General features: G+C 58.5%; 26 protein-coding genes. 22 read left to right on the top strand and 4 right to left on the bottom strand.

The window, feature by feature from the left end; translation table 11 throughout:
* Positions 1-19: 19 nt before the first annotated feature.
* The 22 genes from CAQU_RS09605 to CAQU_RS09505 all read left to right on the top strand — a co-directional run bounded on the left by CAQU_RS09605 (position 20) and on the right by CAQU_RS09505 (position 21,432).
* Entirely contained in the window at positions 20-1,261 is a 1,242-nt protein-coding gene (locus CAQU_RS09605) for a phage portal protein (protein WP_075727255.1), read from the top strand.
* Positions 1,258-1,608 (top strand): RapZ C-terminal domain-containing protein, encoded by a 351-nt coding sequence (locus CAQU_RS13285; RefSeq protein ID WP_157108987.1) that lies wholly within the window; start codon positions 1,258-1,260, stop codon positions 1,606-1,608. The genes CAQU_RS09605 and CAQU_RS13285 overlap by 4 nt, the downstream gene beginning before the upstream one ends.
* Positions 1,605-2,756, top strand: coding sequence for an HK97 family phage prohead protease (locus CAQU_RS12965; protein ID WP_075727253.1), 1,152 nt, complete (start codon positions 1,605-1,607; stop codon positions 2,754-2,756). The genes CAQU_RS13285 and CAQU_RS12965 overlap by 4 nt, the downstream gene beginning before the upstream one ends.
* The gene (locus CAQU_RS09595) at positions 2,753-3,976 is read left to right on the top strand and encodes a phage major capsid protein (protein WP_075727251.1); all 1,224 of its coding nucleotides are present in this window, start codon (positions 2,753-2,755) and stop codon (positions 3,974-3,976) included. Before CAQU_RS12965 ends, CAQU_RS09595 begins: the two co-directional genes overlap by 4 nt.
* A gap of 5 nt (positions 3,977-3,981) precedes the next feature.
* Positions 3,982-4,149 carry a hypothetical protein gene (locus CAQU_RS12720; protein WP_157108986.1) on the top strand — a complete coding sequence of 56 codons (168 nt, stop codon included), beginning with the start codon at positions 3,982-3,984 and terminating at the stop codon, positions 4,147-4,149.
* Between the two features lie 20 nt (positions 4,150-4,169).
* On the top strand, positions 4,170-4,652 hold the full coding sequence (locus tag CAQU_RS09590) for a hypothetical protein (RefSeq protein WP_075727249.1): 483 nt from the start codon (positions 4,170-4,172) through the stop codon (positions 4,650-4,652).
* 357 nt (positions 4,653-5,009) lie between these two features.
* Positions 5,010-5,282, top strand: coding sequence for a hypothetical protein (locus CAQU_RS09580; protein WP_075727245.1), 273 nt, complete (start codon positions 5,010-5,012; stop codon positions 5,280-5,282).
* A complete protein-coding gene (locus CAQU_RS09575) occupies positions 5,272-5,655 on the top strand; it encodes a hypothetical protein (RefSeq protein ID WP_084563004.1) in 384 nt (127 codons plus the stop codon). Before CAQU_RS09580 ends, CAQU_RS09575 begins: the two co-directional genes overlap by 11 nt.
* Positions 5,656-5,677: 22 nt before the next feature.
* Entirely contained in the window at positions 5,678-6,349 is a 672-nt protein-coding gene (locus tag CAQU_RS09570; protein ID WP_075727241.1) for a hypothetical protein, read from the top strand.
* Positions 6,350-6,443: 94 nt separating this feature from the next.
* Complete coding sequence (locus CAQU_RS09565) at positions 6,444-6,845, top strand: hypothetical protein (protein ID WP_075727239.1); 402 nt, start codon at positions 6,444-6,446, stop codon at positions 6,843-6,845.
* A 203-nt stretch (positions 6,846-7,048) separates the two neighbouring features.
* Positions 7,049-7,216 (top strand): hypothetical protein, encoded by a 168-nt coding sequence (locus tag CAQU_RS12440; protein WP_157108985.1) that lies wholly within the window; start codon positions 7,049-7,051, stop codon positions 7,214-7,216.
* Positions 7,217-7,236: 20 nt separating this feature from the next.
* Positions 7,237-14,112 (top strand): phage tail tape measure protein, encoded by a 6,876-nt coding sequence (locus CAQU_RS09555; RefSeq protein ID WP_075727235.1) that lies wholly within the window; start codon positions 7,237-7,239, stop codon positions 14,110-14,112.
* 16 nt (positions 14,113-14,128) lie between these two features.
* Entirely contained in the window at positions 14,129-14,872 is a 744-nt protein-coding gene (locus CAQU_RS09550; RefSeq protein WP_075727233.1) for a phage tail family protein, read from the top strand.
* Positions 14,873-14,877: 5 nt separating this feature from the next.
* Positions 14,878-15,747 carry a hypothetical protein gene (locus CAQU_RS09545; RefSeq protein ID WP_075727231.1) on the top strand — a complete coding sequence of 290 codons (870 nt, stop codon included), beginning with the start codon at positions 14,878-14,880 and terminating at the stop codon, positions 15,745-15,747.
* A gap of 195 nt (positions 15,748-15,942) precedes the next feature.
* Positions 15,943-18,396 (top strand): coiled-coil domain-containing protein, encoded by a 2,454-nt coding sequence (locus CAQU_RS09540; protein ID WP_157108984.1) that lies wholly within the window; start codon positions 15,943-15,945, stop codon positions 18,394-18,396.
* Positions 18,397-18,520: 124 nt separating this feature from the next.
* Positions 18,521-18,907: a hypothetical protein gene (locus CAQU_RS09535; protein ID WP_075727227.1), complete on the top strand. Its 387-nt coding sequence runs from the start codon at positions 18,521-18,523 to the stop codon at positions 18,905-18,907.
* A gap of 17 nt (positions 18,908-18,924) precedes the next feature.
* Entirely contained in the window at positions 18,925-19,278 is a 354-nt protein-coding gene (locus tag CAQU_RS09530; RefSeq protein ID WP_157108983.1) for a hypothetical protein, read from the top strand.
* A complete protein-coding gene (locus CAQU_RS09525; RefSeq protein WP_075727223.1) occupies positions 19,271-19,471 on the top strand; it encodes a hypothetical protein in 201 nt (66 codons plus the stop codon). Before CAQU_RS09530 ends, CAQU_RS09525 begins: the two co-directional genes overlap by 8 nt.
* A gap of 66 nt (positions 19,472-19,537) precedes the next feature.
* Positions 19,538-20,311, top strand: a complete 774-nt coding sequence (locus CAQU_RS09520) for a peptidoglycan recognition protein family protein (protein ID WP_075727221.1) — start codon at positions 19,538-19,540, stop codon at positions 20,309-20,311.
* On the top strand, positions 20,311-20,655 hold the full coding sequence (locus CAQU_RS09515; RefSeq protein ID WP_075727219.1) for a hypothetical protein: 345 nt from the start codon (positions 20,311-20,313) through the stop codon (positions 20,653-20,655). The genes CAQU_RS09520 and CAQU_RS09515 overlap by 1 nt, the downstream gene beginning before the upstream one ends.
* Positions 20,656-20,882: 227 nt before the next feature.
* A complete protein-coding gene (locus CAQU_RS12715) occupies positions 20,883-21,044 on the top strand; it encodes a hypothetical protein (protein ID WP_157108982.1) in 162 nt (53 codons plus the stop codon).
* Positions 21,045-21,063: 19 nt separating this feature from the next.
* Positions 21,064-21,432, top strand: coding sequence for a hypothetical protein (locus tag CAQU_RS09505; protein WP_157108981.1), 369 nt, complete (start codon positions 21,064-21,066; stop codon positions 21,430-21,432).
* 45 nt (positions 21,433-21,477) lie between these two features.
* On the opposite strand, the gene CAQU_RS09500 is transcribed toward CAQU_RS09505, so the two are convergent.
* The 4 genes from CAQU_RS09500 to CAQU_RS12705 all read right to left on the bottom strand — a co-directional run bounded on the left by CAQU_RS09500 (position 21,478) and on the right by CAQU_RS12705 (position 22,831).
* On the bottom strand, positions 21,478-21,693 hold the full coding sequence (locus tag CAQU_RS09500; RefSeq protein WP_157108980.1) for a hypothetical protein: 216 nt from the start codon (positions 21,691-21,693) through the stop codon (positions 21,478-21,480).
* Complete coding sequence (locus CAQU_RS12710; protein WP_157108979.1) at positions 21,690-21,866, bottom strand: hypothetical protein; 177 nt, start codon at positions 21,864-21,866, stop codon at positions 21,690-21,692. The genes CAQU_RS09500 and CAQU_RS12710 overlap by 4 nt, the downstream gene beginning before the upstream one ends.
* 579 nt (positions 21,867-22,445) lie before the next feature.
* A complete protein-coding gene (locus CAQU_RS09495; RefSeq protein ID WP_157108978.1) occupies positions 22,446-22,658 on the bottom strand; it encodes a hypothetical protein in 213 nt (70 codons plus the stop codon).
* The gene (locus tag CAQU_RS12705; RefSeq protein ID WP_157108977.1) at positions 22,655-22,831 is read right to left on the bottom strand and encodes a hypothetical protein; all 177 of its coding nucleotides are present in this window, start codon (positions 22,829-22,831) and stop codon (positions 22,655-22,657) included. Before CAQU_RS12705 ends, CAQU_RS09495 begins: the two co-directional genes overlap by 4 nt.
* Positions 22,832-23,033: the final 202 nt, after the last annotated feature.

The raw sequence follows: 23,033 nt of genomic DNA, 5'->3' as shown, positions 1-23,033 counted from the left end.
CCGAAGGAAAGGGGGCCGCATGGGATTGCTTGAAAAGTTGGGGCTTCGCCCTGCCACCCTTGAACCCCCGCCGGCGGATTATCTCGCCGCGCCTATTTATGGCGCACTCGCGGACAACGTCAACAACATGAGCGTTGAACAACTGTGGCGGGAACAGCCGTACTTGCGGACCGTCACGGACTTTATCGCCCGCAATATCGCTAGTGTGTCGCTGCACGCGTACAAGCGGGAAGCGGACGGGGGAAGAACACGCCTTCGCGAAGGCGACCTTCCCCGCCTGTTGAAGCGGGCTAATTCCTCGCAACTCATGTTCGACGTGATCTATTCAGCCGTTCTTGACCTGTGTCTTTATGACGAATGTTTCCTAGCGGTTCAAGACGGCCCCGGCACCCCGGAAGTTTTGCCTATTCCCCCTACATGGATTCAGGCGAAGAAGTGGCGGGATAGGTGGACGTTGAAATCCGTCATTGTCGCGGACGATAACGGGCAACGCGTGGAGCTTCCCGCGGAGCGCCTTATCCATCTTCACGGTTATGCGCCGGGCACGTTTAAGCGGGGGACTTCCCCGGTTGACGCGCTCAAGGCAACACTTCGCGAACAGTTGAACGCGGCTAGGTATCGCGGACAGTTGTGGGATAAGGGGCCGCGTATCTCCGGCGTGATTGAACGTCCGCAAGGCGCGAATTGGGATCAGGTAGCCCGGCAACGGTTTAAACAATCGTGGGCAACTGTTTACGCTTCGACCGGCTCCGGCGCGGGTGGCACACCCGTTCTTGAGGACGGCATGACGTTCAAGCCCATGCACCTTAAGGCTAACGACGAACAGTTCGTTGACGTGGCGAAGCTGTCGCTTGCGACTGTGGCGAGTGTGTATCACGTCAATCCGACAATGGTTGGCTTGCTGGATAACGCGAATTATTCGAACGTTCGTGAGTTCCGCAAGATGTTGTACGGCGATTCACTAGGCCCGTTGATTAAGAAGCTTGAGGACGCGTTCAACGTGTTCCTTCTTCCCATGATTGGCGCTCCCTCCGGCGTGTACGTGGAGTTCAACCTAGACGAAAAGCTCCGCGCAAGCTTCGAAGAAAAAGCCGCGGTGACTTCGGCGGCTGTTGGCGCTCCGTGGATGACTCCTAACGAAGCACGCGCCATGAATAACCTAACCGCGATTGACGGCGGGGATCGTCTTCTTCGCCCGTTGAACATGGATAACAGTGGCGACGAACGCGACACGCTTCCGGAAGTGGAGGGGCCTAAATGATTCTTATTACATCTAGCGCAAAAGGTCACGCCACCCCGGCGGACGCGGTTGTTGATTGCGGTTCGCTACAGCCCGCCCCGGAATCGCTTCGGGAGTTCAACGGCACACACCCCCACGTTGCGGATTATGTGCTCAACTACCACCCCGGAACGATTCGTTGGCTAACGCACATTGTGCGGGACGTGCAACGCCGCGCTTGCCGGTCTATGGGTAGCGCTCCCCTAACTGTCGCGTGTGTGTCCCCGGAGGGCCGTAACCGCGCCGTTGCTGTCGCGGACTTCCTCGCGGAACGTCTTGCGGAACGTGGACTTGAAACAACGGTAGTTCACGAAGGTTTGGGCGCATGATTCATCTAGTTATTGGCCCCCCGTGCTCCGGCAAATCAAGCTTCGTTGAGCAGAACGCGCCGCCGGGCGTTCCCCGCTTCGACTTCGATCACATTGCCGCCACCCTCGCCGGCGTGGAGCGCGGGGAGCGGGACTTCAACCCGGACGTGACCGGCCTTGCGCTCGCCATGCGGCGCGCTATGACCGGCTACCTACTAGACCCGGCAACACCTGTCGCGGACGCGTGGGTAGTGAACACGGCTCCCCCGCCGGGGATTCTCAAGGCATTCGCCGCAATAGGCGCGAAGCTTCACGTCCTTGACCCGGGGGAGGACGAATGTGTTCGCCGGGCTATGGCGGAGGGCCGTTCGGCGGAAACGATTGACAACATTCGCGGGTGGTACAAGAACCCTCCCGAAGTTGAAGAAATTACGAAGGGAGGAACACCCATGAGAACAAAGAACGCACACGCGAAGGTGAAGGCCGTCGCGGACGGCGATACGGAGCTAGGGGACGGCGAGTTCGTCGCCTACGCGTCCGTGTTCGGAAATAGGGACAGCTACGGCGACGTGATGGTAGCCGGGGCCTTCGCGAACACTCTCGCGGAGTGGGAACAGCGTAAAGAAACTTCCGGCGACGTGCTCCCCGTGCTGTATGGGCATGACTTCGGAGATCCGTTTTCCAACATTGGAACGGTTCTTCACGCGGAAGAAGATGAACATGGACTTAAGGTTCGTGCCCGTCTTGATCTAGATAACCCGAAGGCCGCACAGGTCTACCGGCTTATGAAGGACGGGCGACTCACTCAAATGAGCTTCGCCTTCGACGTGGTGAAGGGCGCACACGCCGGCGACGAACCCGGCGACCCGTTCCTAATCTCCGAAGTGAAACTCTACGAAGTTTCCGTTGTGCCTATCGGCGCAAACCAGGCGACGGAAATCCTTGACGTGAAACAGGATCGCCGCCTTCGTCTAGAGCTCCCCACAAAGGACGCGTATACGAAGGCGGACGTTCTGAACCTGTTGCGGCAAATGGAAGCCGCCGGAGTGGAAGTTCACGTCACAGACAACACGGTTCAGCACGAACCGGACAGCGGGGAACCCGTTGACGAAACAACCGCGAACGCGTTGAAGGCGCGCTTCGCACTCCTAGAAAGGAATCAAGAATGAACTTGAAGGAACAGCGCGCCGCGGCAATGAAGGCCGCACGCGACTTGCAGGAAAGCTACGGCGACAACATGACCGCGGATCAGCTCGCGGAGGTTAAATCCGCCCTGGATAGGGTGGACGCGATTGACCTTGAAATCAAGGAAGCGCGGGAGCGTAACGCGGTTGTTAACCGCTTGAAGAACCTTGGCGGCGGCGACGAAGCCCCGAAGGAGAAGGAAGCGGAAGCCCCGGCCCGTTCCCTTGGTGAGCACTTCGTGAAGGCCGCCGGCGAGAACCTGGTGAAGCAGGCCGCCGGAAACCAGATGAGCATTGCCGCCCCGGAGTTCAGCAAGAACGCGGACGATCCGGCAAAAACCCCGGCGAACCTGGTTGACGGTTGGGGAACCACCTACGAACGCGCCATTGTGAACGCTCGCCGGGAGCGCCTTATCGTTGCGGACCTTATGGGTTCCGCGAACGTGACTTCCGCGAACATCAAATACCTGGTGGAGAAGGCGAACCGCATTGCGGAGGGAGCCGCGAACACCGTGAAGGAGGGCGAGAAAAAGCCCTACATCAAATTTGCGGACTTCGATATTGTGTCCGAATCCCTGTCTAAGGTCGCGGCACTCACGAAGCTTACGGACGAAATGATTGCCGATTACGGCTTCGTGGCGGACTGGATTAACAATCAGCTGATCTACGAACTTTCCGTCCTTGAGGAAAAGCAGCTTCTTAACGGCGACGGTTCGAACGCGAACCTCAAGGGACTTCTTGAGCGCGACGGCGTGCAGACTGTGGAAGCCGCTTCTAAAGATGAGTGGTTCGACAAAATCTATGAAGCGAACGCGAAGATTCCGCTCGCAACGAACCTCACCGGCGACGGTCTTGTAATCAACCCGGCGGACTACCAGAACCTGCGACTCACCAAGGACGGCAACGGCCAGTACCTCGCCGGCGGCCCGTTCACCGGCCAATACGGCAACGGCGGAATTATGGTTGATCCGCCCGTGTGGGGCCTTCGAACCGTTGTGTCTAACGCAGTCCCGAAGGGCACCGCCGTTGTTGGCGCGTTCCGACAGGGCGCAACGATTCTCCGCCGTGGCGGCCTTCGTGTGGACAGCACCAACACCAACGACAAGGACTTCGAAAACAACCTTGTGACCTTGCGTGCGGAAGAACGACTTGGCCTTATGGTTCCCGTTCCCGCCGCGTTCGTGAAGGTCACTCTCACGGAGTGATCCACATGAATGAGTACGAAGTTCAGCTTCCCGGCGGGTGGGTAACCACTATGCAAATGACCCCGGAGTACATGGAACGCCATTGGCCGGACGCGGTTCCGGTAGGCACTCCGAAGGCTCCGGCGCATACCCCGGAAACGAAGGCCCGCCGCCCTCGCAAGAAAGCGGAATAACCCACAAGGGGGAGAACACCATGAGTAACGACCACGGGTTAACCCCCACCGAAAAAATCACGGCGGAAGCCATTGAAACAGCAGTAGAAGCCGTGCGCATGCTCGCGGGTTGGCACGTATGGCCCGTGCGGAGGGAGACAATCACCCTCCGCGCCGCCGGGGATCGTCTTATCCTGTTGCCCACAAAACGGGTTGAGGAGGTTCATGCGGTTACGGTAGACGGCGTTGACGTAACCGACAGTGCGGACGCGTGGGAGGACGGAGAACTATGGCTCCGTGATTGCCCCCGCGAAGGCGCTCGCGTAGTTGTGGACTTTTCGCACGGGTTCCCCGAAGCCCCGCCACTTATGGGTGTGTGCATGGCTATGGCGGAACGCTCCGCGGATACGTCTAGCTCCTATCAGGTTGGCGGGATTAGCGTAGGCCCTCCGGGTTCGGCGCTTACCCCACAGTCAACGGAATGGGTTGTCCTTGACCGATACAAGTTGGGGCCGATTCCATGAGCGCGCCGCGGATCATTTTCAATCAACGCCTTGAAATTGTGAAGCCGCGGGAAGTCCGAAGTCGGTATTCAACGGAGACTAAGGTCTCATGGGATCAACCCACATATGAGCCTGTGGACTTCCTAGTTTCCGTGCAACCTTCTTCTTCGTCCGAAGGGCCGGTTGAGCGCCCGCAAGCTTCGCAAACGCTACAACTTTTCACCCCGCCGGGTACGGACATTCCGGAGCTTTCCGAAGCGTCCCGTGTTCGTATCGGCGGGGTGTTGGTGTGTGCCGTTTTGGGCCCGCCCGCTAGGTGGCCCGACCCGTGGAAAGACGGACAGGTGCACCACCTGGAAGCACAGTTAGGGGTGATTCATGGCTAGCAAAGTAGACGAACAACGTTGGCGGAACGCCAACAAAACGGGGAGCTTGCGGAAGCACCTTCTTAAGGTTGCGGAAGAACGCCGCAAGCGGGCGGAGCAACTTTCACGCGAATCCGGCGGGGAAGCCCGCTACACCGTGGAGGAAGATATTCGCCCGCAAGGCCGCGCCGTGGTGCGTGTTGTGTCCTCCTCACAGGCGGAGGAGTTTGGCACGGACGATACCCGCCGCACTAATGCGCTTCGAAGGGCGATCCGTGGCGAATGACGTTCTTCTTTTCTTGGTGGACACCCTCGCGGAAACAAAACTCCCCGTGTACGCGGAAGAACTTCCGCACAGCTTCGAACTAACGAAGCTCCCCGCGCTTCACGTGCACGAGATTGGGCCGGCGGCGCGTTCGCCCGCCCTCAACACGCTAGGCGTGGACGTGCAAGACGTTGATCTAGAAATCTTCGTCACCCCGGAGATGTGGGACTCCGGGGAAGCGCATGACCTCGCCCATAGGCTCCGCTCATGGCTAATGCACCGTAGCCGCGGAGCTTTTCGCATTCAAGACATTGGCCGGCCTATTCGCCGGCCGGACATTAACGAAGCCGTTCGGCGCTACGCGTTTACCATTCGCATAGCGTTGCCGGCTTGACTTTTCCTAGAAGGGGAAAAACATGGCAGATATTGTTGCTCACGAGCATAAAAACTATGACGAAAACCTTGTTTTCATGGGTTCGACGGGTGCGGCCCGTTACATGCCCCTAACCGCTAACGCCCCCGCCGCGAACATGGGAGCGTACCCGGCGGAAGCGGTAATTCTTGGCTGGATCGAGGAATCCGGCGTTGTGGAGACTCTGGAACAAGAGTTCGCGGAGGTTAAGCCCTTCAACGCTAACGGAACCATTTTGTCCCGTTGCACGAAGGAGGAAGTGACCTTCAAGGTTGGCTTCCTGTCTAGTACGGGTATTGCCGCGGCACTGCACTACAACGTGCCGGAGTCCGAGATGAGCTTCGACGATTCTTCCGGCGTTGTGACCTTCAAGAAGGGTGCGGAGCTTCCGAAGCCCATGAAGTTCCGGCTTGGTATCGACGTGCTGGACGGCGATAAGGCTCGCCGCTTCTTCCTTCCGAACGCGGAGATTACCGCCCGTGAGGACCTGAACTTCAAGAAGGGCGAGCCGGTGAAGTATGGCTTCACCATCAAGGCGACCATTGACCGCAAGCTTGGTTACGCGATTCAGCGCGAGATCAAAGAGGGTTGGCAGCCGGGCAAGGTTGGCACGAAGAACGAAGGCACTTCCGGAGTTCGCGACGCGGGCGCTTGGCACGAAGAAATTGACGGCTAACACCTAGCCAATAAGCGGCGGGAACCACACACAACGGTTCCCGCCGTTTTCGCATATCCCTAACACACACTCTCTCTACACAGGAGGAAACCACATGGCTACTAAAGCCAACGAAACCAACGTTCCCGGCGCAATCGACTTGAACGCGCTTCTTGCGAAGCGTGAAGAAGAATTGGGCATTCGCGACACGATCCCGGTGAAGGTAGGCGCGGAAACCTTCAACATCACCCACCCCGCATACCAGGGCGCGGAGTGGAACGACCGCATGAAGCAGCTTTCCGACGATTCCGCGGAGGGTATTATCACCCAGTCCGAATACCGCGACGAATACCTAGAAATGGTGTTCGGAGAACAGGCGGAAGCCTTCGTCGAAGCCGCGGCGAAAATCACTCCGATTGACCCGCTCACCCTCGCCGTCATTCTCATTGAGGAGGAGACGAAGCGACAGGGAAAAATCCAGTCCCGGAAGCGCTCGCCCGGTGGCCGGAAGCGGTAGAAGCCGCACTCATAGCCAACTACGGCTATGACTACGTTGCCGCGTGGTGGCGCGGTGAAATCACCTCCCGGAAGCTCCGTGTTCTTATCGACAACCTTCCGGAGGACTCCGCGCTTCACCGCGTAGTGGAGCCGGAAACGAAAAACACCGCGTGGACTATGGAGCGCGCCCTTCTGTGGTCATGTGTGCAGCAGTTACAAACAGTGTCCGCACTGTTGCAGGTATCGAACAACCCAACGAAGGCCCGCGAAGTTCACTTCCCGAAGTTCAAGCCGTATCCGTGGACCCCGGACGACGCGAACGGCAACGCCTACGGGCACGTCAACGAAGGCGACGAAGAAGCCGCCTTCGAATATCTTCTTAATCTCTAACCCCGCCGGAGGTGGCCCCTATGGAAACTGATTCTTATTTTGTCTCAATCCTCCCGGACTTCAAGAACTTCTTCGGCAAGCTTGATAGCACGGCGAAGAAGGCCGGAGCGGACGCGGGCAAAACCCTAGGGGACTCCCTCGCGGCGGCGGTTGAGAAATCTTCGAAGGCAGTTGAGTCCGCAAGCAAGCGGATCGAAGTCGCCCGCGACAAAGAGAAGAACCTCGCGGATAAGGTTCGCGTTGCCCAAATCAAACTGAACGAAGTCCTTGAGAAAGAAAACGCAACCGCCACGCAGGTAGCGAAGGCGAAGGCGGATCTTGCGAAGGCTCAACGTGACCACAAGCGCGCAACGAACGACACGGAGCGCGCTTCGAAGTCACTTGCCACCCGTCAAAACGAATTAAAAGTTGCCCAGCAACAGGCGAACGAAGCCTTCAAGACGGGCGAAAAAAACCTTGACTCCTACAGTTCGAAGGCGGACGGGGTAGCGGGTTCCATTGCCGGTATCGCGAAGAAGGCCGGCGGAATTGGTCTAGCCTTCGCCGGGCTTACGGGTGTTGGCGGATTCATGTCCGGGGCAATTAGCAACGGCATGGAGCTAGATAAGGTCATGGGTTCGTTGAAGGCCGTGACGGGTTCTTCCGCGGAAACCATGAAGCAAGTTTCCGACCGGGCTAAGCAGCTTGGTCAGGATACGGAGCTTGCGGGCACTTCGGCGGCTTCCGCAACGGACGCTATGCTCGCCCTTGCAAAAGGCGGCATGTCTGTTGAAGAATCAATGGACGCGGCTAAAGGTTCAATCCAGTTGGCGGGCGCTGCACAGATTGACGCGGGCCAGGCGGCGGAACTCCAAATCGCCGCAATCAACGCCTTCGGATTGTCCGCCGGGGACGCGGCGCACATTGCGGACGTTCTCACGAACACCGCGAACAGCGCGGCAACGGACGTAACAGACCTAGGCGAAGCGCTTAAGTACGGCGCGCCTATGGCCGCTTCGTTGGGTGTGTCCCTTGAGGACACGAACACAATGTTGGGTATCTTCGCCAACAACGGTCTTAAGGGTTCCGGAGCCGGTACAACCCTTGCCGCCGCAATGACGGCTATGGCGAACCCTTCGGACGCAGCGGCGAAGGCGTTCAAAGAACTAGGCGTTGAAGCGTTCGACGCTCAAGGCAAGTTCAAGGGCTTCGCGGACGTGTCCGAACAGCTTAAGGACGCGCAAGGCCGCATGAGCGAACAGGCGTTCACCGCCGCGGCACAAACAGCCTTCGGCGCACAGGGCTTGAAGTTCGCAACAGCCGCCGCTGCCGGAGGTGCGGACGCGTTCAATGAACTTCGCGGAGCGATGGACAAACAGGGTTCCGCGGGCGAAACAGCCGCCGCCGGTCTTGCCGGACTCAACGGCGCGATGGATCGTATGGGCAACGCTATTGCAGCCGCGCAACAAGCGCTTTATGAATGGCTTGCCCCCACAGTCACACAGGGGATTGACAAGTTCGCCGTTATCGTTGGCGAACTCCCGAAGCACCTTGAAACAGTCCGGGCGAAGCTCGCGGAGAATAAAGACCTTCTTACCGTCCTTGCGGGTGCCGCCGGAGGTGTTGCAGCTTCCTACGCCGCGATTAAGACGGCACAGGCCGGCATGTTCATTGCGGGCAAGCTTAAGACAATGGTCACGTTGTTTAAGGCGTGGAGGTTGGGCACCCTACAGCAAACAGCCGCCCAAATGGGGTTGAACACCGCAATGTTCGCGAACCCTATGGGAGCGATTGTTTTGGCAATTGGCGCGGTTGTTGGAGCTATCGCCGTTTTCGTCACTAAGACGGAAACAGGCCGGAAGATGTGGGAATCCTTCACCGGAGCATTCTCCGGAGTGGGGGACTTCTTCGCGGGAATTGGCTCCGCAATCGCCGGAGTGTGGGATTCCATCACTAGCGTTGACCTATCCAGTTTCTTCGCGTGGTTCACTCCGGACGCGCACCCGGAAATTATGGGATTCATGCTCAACGTCCGGGACACCTTCGTTGCCGTGAAGGACTCTATCGCCGGCGGCTTCGAATGGCTTAAGGACAAACTCGCCGCGGCGTGGGGCCTAATCCGTGATGGTGTAGTTTTCGCCTTCAAAACGGAAATTGAAGGCTTGCGGATCATTTTCGAAGCCGTGACTTCCGCTTTAGGGTTCGCGTGGGACAAACTCACCGGCGCTTTACAGTCCGGTTATAACATTGTCCGCGACGCGGTTCTATGGGCGTGGAACAAAGAAGTTGAAGGTTGGCGGATTATCTTCGAAAAAGCAACTTCTTTTGTCTCCGATACTTGGTCTAAACTCACCTCCGCACTAGAAGCCGGATACAACTTCGTCCGAGACGCGGTTCTTTGGGCCTGGAATAAGGAGGTTGAAGGGTGGCGGATTATCTGGGACTCCGTTACCTCCGCAATCTCCGGAACCTGGGATTGGCTGAAAAACCAACTCCATTCCGGCTACGAGTGGATCAAAACCAACGTTTTCGACTCGCTCGCAATCGCGCTAGATGTGGTGAAGTCCGCGTTCGGCACAGCCGTGGACGGAATCACCTCCTTGTGGGATAAGGTTCGCGCCGCCGCCGCGAAGCCAATCAAGTTTGTGATTGACCAGGTATTCAATAACGGCATTGTTGCCGCGTGGAATAAGGTTGCCGGTTGGGTGGGGCTTGACGAAGTTCAGGCATACACCCCCGGGTGGCTAGGAAGCTTCCACACGGGCGGCGTGCTTCCCGGCTACACCCCCGGACGCGATCCCTATACGTTCGTGGAACCGCGCACGGGTATGACTATTGGCCTATCTGGTGGCGAAGCGGTTATTCGCCCCGAAGCAACTCGCGTGTTGGGTTCGCATTGGGTTGACGGCGTGAACGCCGCCGCCCGTATGGGTGGAGTTGAAGGCGTTCGCAAGCACCTAGGCGGATACGCGAACGGCGGTGTTGTTGACTCCATTGTTGGTGTTGTGAACCGTTACTTCCCCATGATGACAATCACGGACACCTACAGGCCGGGCGCGAACGATTATCACGGGGCCGGCCTTGCCGTTGACTTCTCTAACGGCGGGGACGCGGGAACACCGGAGATGAAGCAGGCCGCCCAATTCATGTTTGAGAATTACGGCAAGGGCCTTCTTGAACTCATTCACCACCCCTTCCCGCACAACGTCAAGCACGGCCGCGACGAAGGCGACGGCATGGGGTGGTACAAATATCCGCTTATGATGGAGCACCGCAACCACGTGCACATTGCTTCAGCGGCCCCGCTAGGCGACCCCACAACAATGGTTGAACAGTTGAAGGGATTCATTGGCGGCGTGTTCGTGTCGCTTCGTCAACGCGTCGCGGAAGCTGTTGGCGGATTGCTGGACCCGATTGGGGAGAAAATCCCGAACTTCGGCGGACTCATTGGAGGGTTGCCCCGTGCAGCCTTCGACAAAATGAAGGACGCTGTTGTTACCTTCCTAGGTGGTCAAGCAGATAAGTACCAGCCCGCCGGCGGTGTATCCGGCAACGCAGAATCCTGGCGAGATATGGCGATTGCAGCCATGCGCCGCAACGGATTCGACGCGGATAACCCCGCGCAGGTCAATGCGATGATTGCGCAGATTCAATCCGAATCCGCGGGCATTCCGAACCGTGCTCAAGAAATTGTGGACATTAACGGTACCGGCCCGTCCGCGGGTATGGGCCTTCTGCAAATTATCCCGGGCACGTTCGCGGATCACCGTGACCCCACCCTCCCGAATGACCGAACCGACCCGTGGGCAAACATGAACGCCGCGCTTCGCTATTACAAGTGGCGGTACGGTTCAGACCTCACAACAATGTGGGGGCACGGGCACGGCTATTCACGTGGCGGTGTCATTGACCTTGTAAAGGCCGGTATTGCGAAGCTTTACGATTCCGGCGGGTGGCTTCCCCATAACGGCATTGCCGTGAACCAGTCCGGCGAACCGGAGCCGGTGTTCACGGGCGGACAGTGGCGCAAACTGGGACGAATCACGGATCTTATCGACGCGATTCACGAAGTTGTTGTTGCGTTCCGTGGTGGCGATTGGGGCTATGGGGCACTTGAAGAAGTGCTCAATAACAGCTACCTTGCCCGCCGCGTTGTCGATATTGCGGACGTGTTGGGCACGAACGGCATTGCCGAAGCCGTTGAAGAAATTGCCGTCGCTTACCGCGGCGGGGATTGGGGTTATGGCCGCCTTGAACAAATCTTGGACGACGGCGAACTAGCCCGGCGTGTTGTGAACCTCGCGGACAGTTTCGGCAATGGTGACGTTGCCGCGGCAATCGTGGAGATTAAAACGGCGCTTGAGGATCGGGACGGCGGTTACGCCGCACTCGCAAACGTCCTTGAGGACGATAAGCTCGCGGAGCACATTGTGAACCGCGCCGGCGGATTGTCCTTGAAGAACCTTGAAGCAGCCCTTGAAGAAGTCAAGGTTGCGTTCAAGGGTGGCGACTTCGGTTACGCCGCACTCTCGGACGCGCTGGACGATTCCCGCCTAGCTCAACGCGTAGTGACCATTGCGGACGTTTTGGGCAACGGCGGTATTGAAGTTGCGCTAGGCGAGATTCGGGACGCGTTCGACGGCAAGGACTCCGGCTTCGCCCGGCTTGCGGACGTGCTTGGCGACGATCAGCTAGCGAAGAACGTTGTGAACCGCGCCTACGGCTTTTCCCGCGAAAATATTGACGCGGCAATTGCCGAGGTTCGCCGCGCCTTCGAAGGCGGGGATTACGGTTACGCCGCGCTAGGGAATCTGTTGGGAGATGAGCAATTCGCGAATTGGATTGTGAATCGTGTCTACAGTGTTTCCGAACGCAACTTCCGGGACGCGTGGACGGAAATCACTCGCGCCTTCGAAGGCAAGGACATGGGTTATGCAGCCCTTGCGGACTTGCTCCGGAATGACGAACTCGCCCGGCAAATTGTCGCCGCCGCGGACAGGATTGGCCCGCAAACTGTGTCCGCCGCTATGGGTGAGATTCGCCGCGCCTTCGACGGTGGCGACTTCGGTTATGCTGCCCTGGGACAGTTGATCGGCAACGATGAACTTGCGAATCGCATTGTCAACGCCGCCGCGGACTTCGGCGCAACCAACGTTGGCAAGTGGGTTGGCGCGACCGCTCCCCGCGACCTTCTTTCTACTGTCTCCGAACTCCCCGGATTGTCCGTTCTGAACTCCACATTCGGCGGAATTATGGACGGCGTTGACGGGGTGAACACGGCCTACGCAAACCAGCGGAAGGCCGCGGAGGAGGTCACGAAGGCGGAACAGGCGCTTAGCGAAGCTCGCGGGAAGGACGATAAGGACGCGGTGACCGCCGCGGAACAGGCCCTTGCGACCGCTCGCGATGGTGTAGCAACCGCCGCGGTTGCCGCCGGGCACGCGGAGGTAGCCCTCGCCATTAAGGCGATCAACCTTATCTGGGATATGGCGAACCACTTCGTCAACGCCGCACTTCGCGCACGCTCCGCGGTTATGGAAGCGTTCGCCGCGAATAAGGCGATCATGCGGGAATTGGCGGTTGCGACGGAGAAGCAATTCTTCGCCGTGGAGAACCTTCGATACTCCGTGATGAACGCTGTTCGCGAACAGGAAGCGGCGGCCCGGAATATCCGTATCGCTCACCTGGACGTTGCCCGCGCACAGCTTGCGGGCGCGCTTACTGTGGCACAGGCGGAAGAAGCCCTCGCCGCGGAACGCGAAAAGGTGGCGAAGTCCGCACGCCGGGACTTCGACGATCTTTCCGGAGCCTATGACCGCTATAGGTGGGCCGAACGGAACGCTATGGCCGATAGGCTTCGCGGAGTCGCGGAGATTACCCCGGAAATCATGGCGCTTGAGCACGAAGTCAACGCCGCGAAGCTTCTTGCCGCGAAGCAGGAACGCGAAGCGGTTCGTGAGCAAATTAAGGCGGTTTACGCCCATAGGCTCGCCGTGATTGACGCGGCCGCGCTACAGCGCAAGTTGACGGCGGAGCAGCGTCGCCTAGCCGGGTTGGAAGCAACTTCGAATGGCATGGATTCCCGTGAAGCGCTCGCAATTGAACGCTTGACTTCGCTCATGGCGGAGAACGCGAAGGTTCAGGGCGAACGGGACGCGCTAGGTTCCACAATCCGCAACGGTCTAGGCCGCCTGTTGGATTGGGACGGCGACGGCAAGATGTTCTTCGGAGCCGCTAACAACACGTGGACGGCGGAGCGCAAGGCGTATGACGATCTCATTCAAAAGAACAAGGACGCTATCCGGGAGATTATGACTTCGGAGTTCGCTCCGAATCTGTCCCCGCAAGAGTTCCGCGAACTGGAAGATGTGATCGACCGTGCCGCCGCGCAATTCGCAATGGGCAACGAAGCCGCCGGCGAAGCGCTTATTCGTGCTTCGAAGCTAGGTGACGCGTCCCGCGCTAAGGCGACGCTTGATTATCAAAATCAAATCCTTGACCTTGAGCGCGAACGGGACGAAGCAATCACGGGCCTTGAACGGCTTCGCACACAGGCGGAGCAGGACGAAGCCCTTCGCCCGCTTGAGGACACAATCAAGGCCCTTGAAGCGGGGGAGCGTTCCGAACGGTATTCCGCGGACGCGCTCCGCGCTAATTCCGAAGCAGTGCGTTCGGCTAACGCGGCCCTTGCGGAGTTCGAAGCGAAGGCCGCCCGGGGCTACGCGGATTCCGCGACGGGCCGGGACGTGACCCTCACTGTGGAGTTGCCGAACAAGAAGGCGTACACACGCGAAGATGTGGACGTGATTCTTAATGCGTTGAACAACGTTGACGGACTCGCGGTTCGCGTGGAGCGCCTGGAAAAGGGCGAACCCACAACCGGAGAATTGGTTGACCTTATGCGCTACGGCGCGTAACTGAACGGAGAAAACGATGAAGAAAATTGTCTACGTGTCCCCCAAAGGGGTTCGTGTTGACCTCACCCCGGACGAAGGAAATGAAGTGTTCCTTAAACGGGAAGGCGTGGAGGGGCTTGTAGGTTCTTCGGAGTTTTCGACGTTCACAGTTCCCGGCGTTCCCGGCGTGTTGGTGGGGGACGAAACAGTTTCCCCTATCTCCGGTTCCCTCACGCTTTACTACCCCACGGAGGATAAGGCCCGCGCCTTCCTCGCCTTGTGGAGTACGTCTAAGCCGGGGGAGTTGGAGGTCACAACACGCGGGGGTGAAGTTTTGTCGCTTCCTGTCCGGTTGTCTGAATATCCGGAACTCCCGGCGGACAACAGTGACACGGACGGGGAACTCACTATCTCCGTTGCCGCGGACGGTGGGTTGTGGCTTGGGCCGGTTCAAACAGGAACCGGCAAGGTCACAATCACGAACACGGGGGACGCTCCGGTATTCCCTTCGATCCTGTGGAAGGAAGCGTCCCCCGTTGCAATGAACACTGTTCTAAAAACAGAACTCCCGAAGGTGTCTAGTAAACGGCGGGTGTTTCTAGATCCGCTTGAGTCGCTTGTAGTTAAGACAGCACGTGGCGGAACCGACTACGCCACGTGGGATAAGGTTCGCGCCCTCCCGCTCATTTTCGGCGTTCCGAAGGGCGGGGCGGGAACTATCGAAGTTGGCGGGGACGCGGTTGTTGAATATCGACTTGCGTACCTAAACCCGCGGAGGTGAACAGCATGGATTGGAAGGGCTACCGCACCGGCGTGCGTATCTTCGCCGCGGGCTTCGGGCAGTTCGTGGGAATCCTCAATGAGGACGGTTCGCCGGTATGCCAGTTGCCGCCCCCTATCTCCGTCAAGGCGGAGAAAACACGGCACGGTATCGGCACCCTTGAAGCCACGTTCCCGGCTAGGGGTCGCATAGCACCCACTTCGGCGGGCGTAATGGAGTTGATTAGCTCCACCTTCGGCAACCTTGACGAAGAAGGGCGCGTCCCTATTGAGAAGGCTCCGGCGCGCCTGTTGGTGATTGAACGGGCGCGCACCCGCTACGCGTTCATCATTAACCGGATCGAAGCGGACACGGGGCTAGAAGCCCCCACAACTATCACGGTGAAGGGGCTTGACCTTGCGGACTACCTCGCCGCATGGCCCGCCGCGTCCGTTCCTGTGTCTTGGCTTGCGAATACGCTTGAGTCCCGCGACGGGGACGCGGCTGGAAAGTGGGGCGGAGTCCGCTTCGACATGGCCGCTATTGAGCTTGCAACCACGGCGGACGGTTACACCATGACCGGCCCGGCGCAACGCGTGATTCGCAAACTTATTCAGGATTCGTTGGACGCGGTGAATGGCCGTTTTGGGTGGCTGGAAAATCCACACATGGTTGTGGACATGACCCCCACCCAGGAAGAAGGGCCGGAAACGTTTATCCGCGTTGACGATTCGAACTTGTGGGAGACAATCGCGGAACCCGCCGCGAATGCGGGTGTGACTGTGACTGTTTCCTTGTGGTTGCCCGGCGATCCGGCGCTTACGGTTGCCGGCGGCACGAAAACTTTTGACCACGCCGTTCTAGTGGTTCACGCTTACTACTCGCGGGAGGTGTAGCGCATGGCGCTCAAACTTACAGCCCCGGCGGGCAATGTTTCCGTGGTTCGCGGTATTGCTTCCCATGCGTGGGGCCGGTACGCGGTTACATGGCCGGAAGGTCACGAAGCCCCGGAAACTCCGGAGGGCACGGAGCTAGGCTTCGTCGCGAAGCTCGCGGACGTTCCCGGAAGGTTCTCTCGCCGCTTCGTCCGCGTGGACGTTGAAGTTGACGTTCCGAACAGTCGCTCCACCGTTGTTGACGAACTCCAAAACGTTGCGGAGCGAACCGCCGGTGATGTGCTCATTGACCGGAGTATCAACCGCGCCGCGTTAGGCCCGCTGGAACCGTACCGCGACTTCAACCTAGGCGACGTGGTGGAGGTTCAACTATGGGCCGGGAAATACGTCAAGCTCCCAATCACGGGGATTGACGCGGTTACAGATGATTCCCGCGTTGTGGAGTGGAACATTCACGCGGGCGGACAGTTGATTCGCAACCGTCGCGGCCTTGCGGAACGCAACCGCGAAACACTCCGCACTATTGAGCAGGAACGCCGCGAACGTCAAGCGGAAGGGCGGGAGACACGTAGTGTTGCCGCGTCCGCGTCCGTCAAGGCTTCGGCGGCTTCCCGCACGGCTTCGGCGGCGCATGAAGTTGCGGAGCTCGCCGCAACGGACGCTATGCTCGCGAAGGCACAGGCGGAACGCATGGCGGGCGAAGTCGCGGAAGCGAAAAGCAACATTGCCTTAGCAGTTGAAGCCGCGGACCGTGCGGACACAATCAACCGCGAAGTCCGCGAAAAGCTAGATACGGTTGCCCCGAAGCTTGACCAGGTTCAGGAAAAACTCAACACGGTTGACGGCTTCATAGCGGAAGCACGCGAAGCAGCGAACCGTGTTGAGGAACATGTGAGCCGTGCTTCCGGCTTCGCGGATCAGGCCGCGTTGCAGGTATCGGCGGCGCGTGGTCAAGCGGAAGCAGCGGAAGCAGCTAGGAAAGCAGCGGCGGGACTTCGGGACGAAGCGCGCAAGGCAAGCGAACAGGCCGGCGTGTCCCTCGCGTCCTCGCGTAGTGCCGTGGAGGAAGCGAAGGCGGCGGCGCAAACTGCGAAGTCGGAAGCTTCGAAGGCTTCGCAGGCAACAGCCGCGATTGACGGCAAGCTTCGGGAAGCCGCCGGGCATGTGAAGGCCGCGGAAGCCGCCGGGGAAAAGGCCCGCACGGAAGCCGGGCGCGTGTCCGGGTTGGTGACGAATGCGGAAGCGTTCGCCAATCGTGCGGAACAGGCGAACACGGCGGCGCAAGCGAAGGTGAGCGCGGCGGAGTCCGCGGCGGCACAGGCCGGAAAAGCACTTAGCAGCGTGAACGCGAAGGAAAAGATCGTCGCCGGTAAATACGGCGAAGTGCTCACCATGCACGAAGAAGCGTTGCAGGCTTCGGCGGCGGCAGACAGGGCACAGAACGAAGCCCTTCGCATTCAGGGCGAGGTGAACGAAGCCTTGACGGGTGGCCTTCGTGTTGTGGCGGGTGCCGCTTCGCACGCTGCACTCACGGCGCTTTATGCACAGGAAACAGCGGACGCGGCTACACGTTCGGCACAGTCCGCGCTAGAAGCGCAAGCGATTCAGCAATCCGTGAATGAGGACTTGCGGACGGCGGACGAAAAACTTGCGGACGCTGTTGGCAAGGTTGCCGAAGCACAGGAACTGTTGACCACTACGCAGGAACAGCAGCGGGACGTGTTAGCGAAGCACGGCGAAGTGTTAGAAGCACAGGAAGCCGTGAACGCGAATCTTGAAGCGGCGACCACGGCGGCTTCGGACGCGGCGGAAGCCGCTTCGAATGCTTCGCGGGAAGCGAGTAGCGCAGCTTCGGCGGCTTCGCAGGTTGCGACGGACGCTAGTAGCGCGGCGGAAGCAGCGAAAGACGCGGCGGACAATCTTCGCGAAATCACGGAGCTTCACACAACGATTCTGGATCAGCAGACGTTGATTAATGAAGCGCTTGCGGCGGGTGTTCGTGCTTCGGCGGCGGCGGCGGGTTCGGCTGCAATGGTTGGTATGTGGGCCGGGGAGGTGGCGCAGGTTGCTACGCGGACGGCTTCGGACGCTAAGCGGGCTTCGGACGCGGCTACGGAGGTTGCTGGCAAGGCTCAAGCGGTTGCGAATGACGCGGAGCGGGTTGGCAAGAAGGCGGCGGAAGTTGGCAAGAAGGCGGCGGAGGTTGGCAAGCAGGCCAAGGAAATCGCGATGGACAACTGGCGGAGTTTGCTTTATATGCGGTTTATGTCTCCAAAGACAGTGTTCTTGCTTACCTTGGCCGACGGAAAAACAGTTAAGAAAATGCCGTTTAACTATGGTTTGAGCTATGTGGACGTGGCTTATAAAGGCATGACAGGTGTCGATTTTATTTTCCAAGATCACATAGATTATTCCAACGGGAAGCTTTGGTCAGGGTGGGCAGAAATCCGTGTTGAGTACAGCAATTCACGTGATGGATTCCTTCAAACTGTTATCGGCATTAAGGAAGGGAAAGTTGACGTGATGGACGGCACCTACGGAGTTATCGCAACAACTACACGTTTTGCGGACACGGCGGCGATTGATTTTCAAAAGAATTGGCGAACAGTTCAAATCACAGTTCACCCAATTGTGTCCGAAGAAGCCTAGCGACCGACCCGCTAATAAATTGTCTAACCCCTCCTTCGGGAGGGGACAACATGTAGCACATTGGCTAAGTTTTACGGGGCCGTTATGGCTTAGTGGAGCTAGCCGGAAGAACAAGGAACCGTAAATGACTTCCCCCCTTAAACAGTTTCAAGACTCAATGCCGTGGTCAGTAATAATGAAGCCGCGCACGGAAAACACCGCACTAATTGGCGGAACCGAATCAGATGTTTATGTCAACCTCCCCGCGGGTGTAAGCACAGTGGCTATCACATGGAATGGCTCAACAAACCTATCTATTTACCACCGCCCGAACCGCAACGTTCGCCCCGCCGCTGTTAGTTCAATTCCGAACGCAAGTTTCATGCAACCTAAGCGGCAAGTTCTCACACTAGCTTCGGAAGATAGTCGCGGAACGCTTCACTTTGGCACCGTTGCGAATCCGCAAGAGGTCGCGGACGGGAACGTTTTCGCGCTTGTGCAAATCTTCCCCACCCCCATTAAAGAAGCGTAAAAATGAACACATTCAACATGAACGCATGGATCGAAGCCCTTCGTGATATTCCCGAAGGGGAAACGTTCATAAATTGCCACCGTGCAATGGTGAACGAATACGACCGTCGCAAGCGCCTTCCGGAAACACGCGCACAGGCTAACGCCGTCGCGGCGCAATACTACGAAGCGACGGAACCGAAACGAAAAGACGGCGTAGTCATATGGAAAAAGCCCCCCGCCGCCGCCTTCGGATACCCCACCGGATACCACGTAATCCACAAGCGGAAAGAGTGGGAGAACACCGCGCCGGAACCCACCCTTGCGGAACCCGGCGACGATTCCGGAACATGGATTGAAGTCCCGAAGATGGAAGGGGAACCCGTTGAATAAGCCACTCATTCGCGCCGGCGATGTTGACCGAATGACCCGCGACCTAGACCGCATGGACAAAGAGATTGCCGTCCTTAAGGACATGAATCGCGAACTTATGAGCGCGTTATCCTCGCACGGCGAAGCGCTCAAACTCCTAACCCAGAACCAGCGCAACCTAACGGACGGTATTACAGCCGCGCTTGACACCTAGCCCCCCAATCACTGAACACCCCGCACACCACGGGGTGTTTTTTCATGCCCAAAGGAGGGCAATCACTTGAAATACACGCTTGACTGGCACGAACGCTTTACCTTCGGCGGCCCCCGCCCCACCTCCGGAATCTTTGGAATCTGTGTCCACACCACGGAGAACGACGCGGGCACCCCGGCGGAGAACGTCGCGAACTACCAAATCACGTCCGAATCCGGCTCCTACCACGTCCTAGTGGACAGTAGGGGCCGAACGCTCCTTGCGAACACGGACGGGTGGATCGTATGGGCAAGCGGCAACGTGGGAAACAACTGGCTTATCCACATTAGCTTCGTTGCCCGTGCGGCGTGGAAGCGTGAAAAGTGGCTTGAATACCCCAACATGCTCCGCGCAGGCGCAAAAGTCGCGGCGAACCGCTGCAAACTGTACGGAATCCCCCCGGTGAAGCTCACCGCTTCGCAGCTTCGACAGAAGCAAAAGGGCTTCGTTGGGCACCTGGAAACCGGCCAGGCATGGGGCGGAACAGACCACACGGACCCCGGCTCCGGCTTCCCGTGGGACGTGTTCCTCAACATGGTTAAAGAAGAAATGAACCGGGGCGACAACACCCCGCCACCACCCGCCGCGAAGCCGGCACCACAACCGAAAGGATTCACCATGAGCACCGAAGCCCGCCTAATTCTGGATCAACTCGCCGGGCCCGAACAGGAAGGCGGAGTCCCGAAGTTCACGGGTTGGCCCCAGCTAGGCGGCCGCACAGTTGTGGACGCGCTCGCCGCTGTTGGCGAAGCGCTCAAAGTTCCCGGCATGTTCGACCCGCACAATAAGGAGAAGCGCTAATGAACACCAACAAAAATAAGGTTGAGTTGCTGTCAAGCACTCCCGTGCTTCGCGCCGCTATCTATGTGGTGGTGGGGCTTGTAGGAATCGGCGCGCTTATCGCGGGAGCCATTGACGCGGACGGCCTAACTTCCTGGCTGAACCGTGTCCCCGCTATCGCCGCGTCCGTCGCGTCCGTGCTCGCCCTTGCGAACCTCCATTCCCCCGTTGCGGCCTTCGCCGGAACCACGCAGCCCGAACCGGAGCCGGAGCCGGAGGGCAACACCCCGCCGGCACTATCTCCTATGGAGGAATACCGGGCCCGGCTCATGGACGCTCACGCGGACACAACCGAAGGCGCGTGATTCCATTGCCGTCCGTGTCCCGAATCGCTCACGCGGGCCTTGCCCTATGGTGCCTATTGACCGGGCTTGCCTACCTTCCCCCGTTCGGCGCGATCCCCTCAACGCTAGGAGTTGTGGAGCGCCTAACCGGGGGAACGTATTTTGGGACGGCCTGGATTCTCGCCGCCACCGCACTGTTCGCCGGACAGTGGTTCTACAAACCTAGGCAAGTGGGGTTAGCCCTAGCCATGTCACTCACACTCCTTCTTGCCGGCGGCTACGCGGTTGCGTGGCAGATTGAGGATCAAGCCCGGGCGTGGGTGTCCGTGAAGAACTACGTGATGATTGCCGCGGCGATTCTCATTGTTGCCACCTACGGAGAACGGAGAATGCCAGGTGCCGCTAAGTGACTCCGTAATTGTTGGAATCGTGTCCGCCATTGGCGGCTTTTTCGTCGCCATGCTGAACCGCCGCTCAAGCATTGAAGGCGAGTCAACGAAGCGCCTTGAGATGATTCTCAACACACAGCAGGGAACACTAGACCGGTACGCGCAAACGATTCATAGCCTTGAGGAAGATATGAATAAGCTTCGGCGGGAGTGGGCCGCGGAACGCGAAGAACACCACAACACCCGCCGTAAATATGAGGAACTCAAGCTTTATAACGTGTACGCCGCCGCGGAGGTGGCTCGCGTGGCTTCGTTTTTGTTGGAGCATGGCCTTCAATGGCCGCCGCCGGAGTTCAAGACTTTTGATACTTGGAAGGAAAATCTTCCGCGTGATAGCCCCCCTGTGTAGGGAAGTGCCCCCGCTAGCCGTTGTGGTTAGCGGGGGCAATTTTTTTTATTTTCGTCCAGGGTGTTCTTTTCGCCATGCGATAACCTCGTCCGCCCACCACACTTTGCCGACATGGAAGTCACCGGCGGGGGCGGGGTAGGAACCGCGGGCGGAGCCGGAAGCCCAACCGGGGCGAGTGATGTTGCAGTGGTCGGCGCACTGTTGTGCGGTCCACAGTTCCCGCCCGGTAATGCGGTCGGTGATTTTCGGGTCAATGCTCATTGGGAACCTGCCTTGTTGTTGACGTAGATCCGGACGAAGGGGGCCGCCCAACTGATTGCCCAACCAGCGAATAGGGTGATGATGATTGGGGTGGGCCATTTTTGGCCTAGGGCGATAACCGCGGCCATGCTTAGGGTTACTTGTGCCCCTAGTGCGATTCGATTGAAGTTCATGGTGTGGTGTTCCTTTGGTTGGTAGAGTTAGGGGGGTTCCCCCTGGCTAGTTGGGATAGCCAGGGGGTTCCTTTATTCATTGTCTGGTTTTTTCTTGGTTAATTTGTGGGTTAACCAGATTCCTAGGACGTTGAATAATCCGGTGATGATGGCTCCGATTATGGTGTCCATTTTGTTCACCTCCTTTCCCCTGTTTAGTTGTTTTGTGTTGTGGTGGTTATTTCATGTTTTCTCCTTTCGTTCATAACCCTAGTATACATTGCGTGACACCGATTAGGCAAATGTGTAGGGGTGATGGGGGTGGCAAGTGCGCAAAACTACCCCCGCCCCCAATCCCAAAAAGCGGGGCCACCCGCCACCCCCTCCGCAAAGGCTCGCTAAAGGCTCGCAAAGAAGTAGCAACCAGTAGTAACCAGTAGTGACGAAAATGCCCCAAAGCACCCATTCCCGCACCTCAACCGCACAAAACCGCAGGTCAAGGCGCTAGGGCAAAACCCCAAAAGACTAGTTCAAGTCTCCCCAGGCGCACAACAAAAGCCCCTAGTATCACTCTTTAGAGTGGTGCTAGGGGCTAGTTTTTTATTTTCGTCCGGGGTGTTCTTTCCGCCATGCGATAACTTCGTCCGCCCACCACACTTTGCCGACATGGAAGTCGCCGGCGGGGGCGGGGTAGGAACCGCGGGCGGAGCCGGAAGCCCAACCGGGGCGGGTGATGTTGCAGTGGTCGGCGCACTGTTGTGCGGTCCACAGTTCCCGCCCGGTGATGCGGTCGGTGATTTTCGGGTCAATCATTGCTGTTCCTTTGCGTGGTCTACGAAGGTGGCGGCGAGAATGCCGAATAGGGACAGTGCCCAAGTCCCGGCAATAGTTGCTTTGGCGACTGTGGGGAGCTTGCTAGGTAGCGCAAGCGCGGTAGCGTATCCGCCGGTGTAGGCAAGTAAGGAAGCTAGTTTGGTGTAGGACATGGTGCGTTCCTTTGGGGTGTAGGATTAGGGGGAGTTCCCCCGGCTAGTTCGTGTAGCCGGGGGGCTCTTTTATTCGGCGGGGTCTTGGCGGATTCTAGCGGTCGTTGCAACAATCGTCCTGGATTAGTTTAGCCAGACACCGATAAGGGTGAAGATTCCGCTTATTGTGGCGGTGATTATGGAGCCGATTATTTCAGCCATT

The organism is Corynebacterium aquilae DSM 44791, assembly GCF_001941445.1.
GTDB classification, from domain to species: Bacteria; Actinomycetota; Actinomycetes; order Mycobacteriales; family Mycobacteriaceae; genus Corynebacterium; species Corynebacterium aquilae.
The sequence above is the reverse complement of the archived record's forward strand: the minus strand, read 5'-3'. Positions and strand labels throughout refer to the sequence as shown.

Excerpts from the sequence above, each read along its gene's own strand:
- CAQU_RS12705 (WP_157108977.1), bottom strand. The coding sequence starts at position 22,831 with ATGTCCTACACCAAACTAGCTTCCTTACTTGCCTACACCGGCGGATAC.
- CAQU_RS09495 (WP_157108978.1), bottom strand. The coding sequence starts at position 22,658 with ATGATTGACCCGAAAATCACCGACCGCATCACCGGGCGGGAACTGTGG.
- CAQU_RS12965 (WP_075727253.1), top strand. The coding sequence starts at position 1,605 with ATGATTCATCTAGTTATTGGCCCCCCGTGCTCCGGCAAATCAAGCTTC.
- CAQU_RS09535 (WP_075727227.1), top strand. The coding sequence starts at position 18,521 with ATGACTTCCCCCCTTAAACAGTTTCAAGACTCAATGCCGTGGTCAGTA.
- CAQU_RS09565 (WP_075727239.1), top strand. The coding sequence starts at position 6,444 with ATGGCTACTAAAGCCAACGAAACCAACGTTCCCGGCGCAATCGACTTG.
- CAQU_RS09590 (WP_075727249.1), top strand. The coding sequence starts at position 4,170 with ATGAGTAACGACCACGGGTTAACCCCCACCGAAAAAATCACGGCGGAA.
- CAQU_RS09555 (WP_075727235.1), top strand. The coding sequence starts at position 7,237 with ATGGAAACTGATTCTTATTTTGTCTCAATCCTCCCGGACTTCAAGAAC.
- CAQU_RS09545 (WP_075727231.1), top strand. The coding sequence starts at position 14,878 with ATGGATTGGAAGGGCTACCGCACCGGCGTGCGTATCTTCGCCGCGGGC.
- CAQU_RS12715 (WP_157108982.1), top strand. The coding sequence starts at position 20,883 with ATGTCACTCACACTCCTTCTTGCCGGCGGCTACGCGGTTGCGTGGCAG.
- CAQU_RS09570 (WP_075727241.1), top strand. The coding sequence starts at position 5,678 with ATGGCAGATATTGTTGCTCACGAGCATAAAAACTATGACGAAAACCTT.
- CAQU_RS09550 (WP_075727233.1), top strand. The coding sequence starts at position 14,129 with ATGAAGAAAATTGTCTACGTGTCCCCCAAAGGGGTTCGTGTTGACCTC.
- CAQU_RS09595 (WP_075727251.1), top strand. The coding sequence starts at position 2,753 with ATGAACTTGAAGGAACAGCGCGCCGCGGCAATGAAGGCCGCACGCGAC.
- CAQU_RS12710 (WP_157108979.1), bottom strand. The coding sequence starts at position 21,866 with ATGAACTTCAATCGAATCGCACTAGGGGCACAAGTAACCCTAAGCATG.
- CAQU_RS09605 (WP_075727255.1), top strand. The coding sequence starts at position 20 with ATGGGATTGCTTGAAAAGTTGGGGCTTCGCCCTGCCACCCTTGAACCC.
- CAQU_RS12720 (WP_157108986.1), top strand. The coding sequence starts at position 3,982 with ATGAATGAGTACGAAGTTCAGCTTCCCGGCGGGTGGGTAACCACTATG.
- CAQU_RS09580 (WP_075727245.1), top strand. The coding sequence starts at position 5,010 with ATGGCTAGCAAAGTAGACGAACAACGTTGGCGGAACGCCAACAAAACG.
- CAQU_RS13285 (WP_157108987.1), top strand. The coding sequence starts at position 1,258 with ATGATTCTTATTACATCTAGCGCAAAAGGTCACGCCACCCCGGCGGAC.
- CAQU_RS09500 (WP_157108980.1), bottom strand. The coding sequence starts at position 21,693 with ATGAGCATTGACCCGAAAATCACCGACCGCATTACCGGGCGGGAACTG.
- CAQU_RS09530 (WP_157108983.1), top strand. The coding sequence starts at position 18,925 with ATGAACGCATGGATCGAAGCCCTTCGTGATATTCCCGAAGGGGAAACG.
- CAQU_RS09515 (WP_075727219.1), top strand. The coding sequence starts at position 20,311 with ATGAACACCAACAAAAATAAGGTTGAGTTGCTGTCAAGCACTCCCGTG.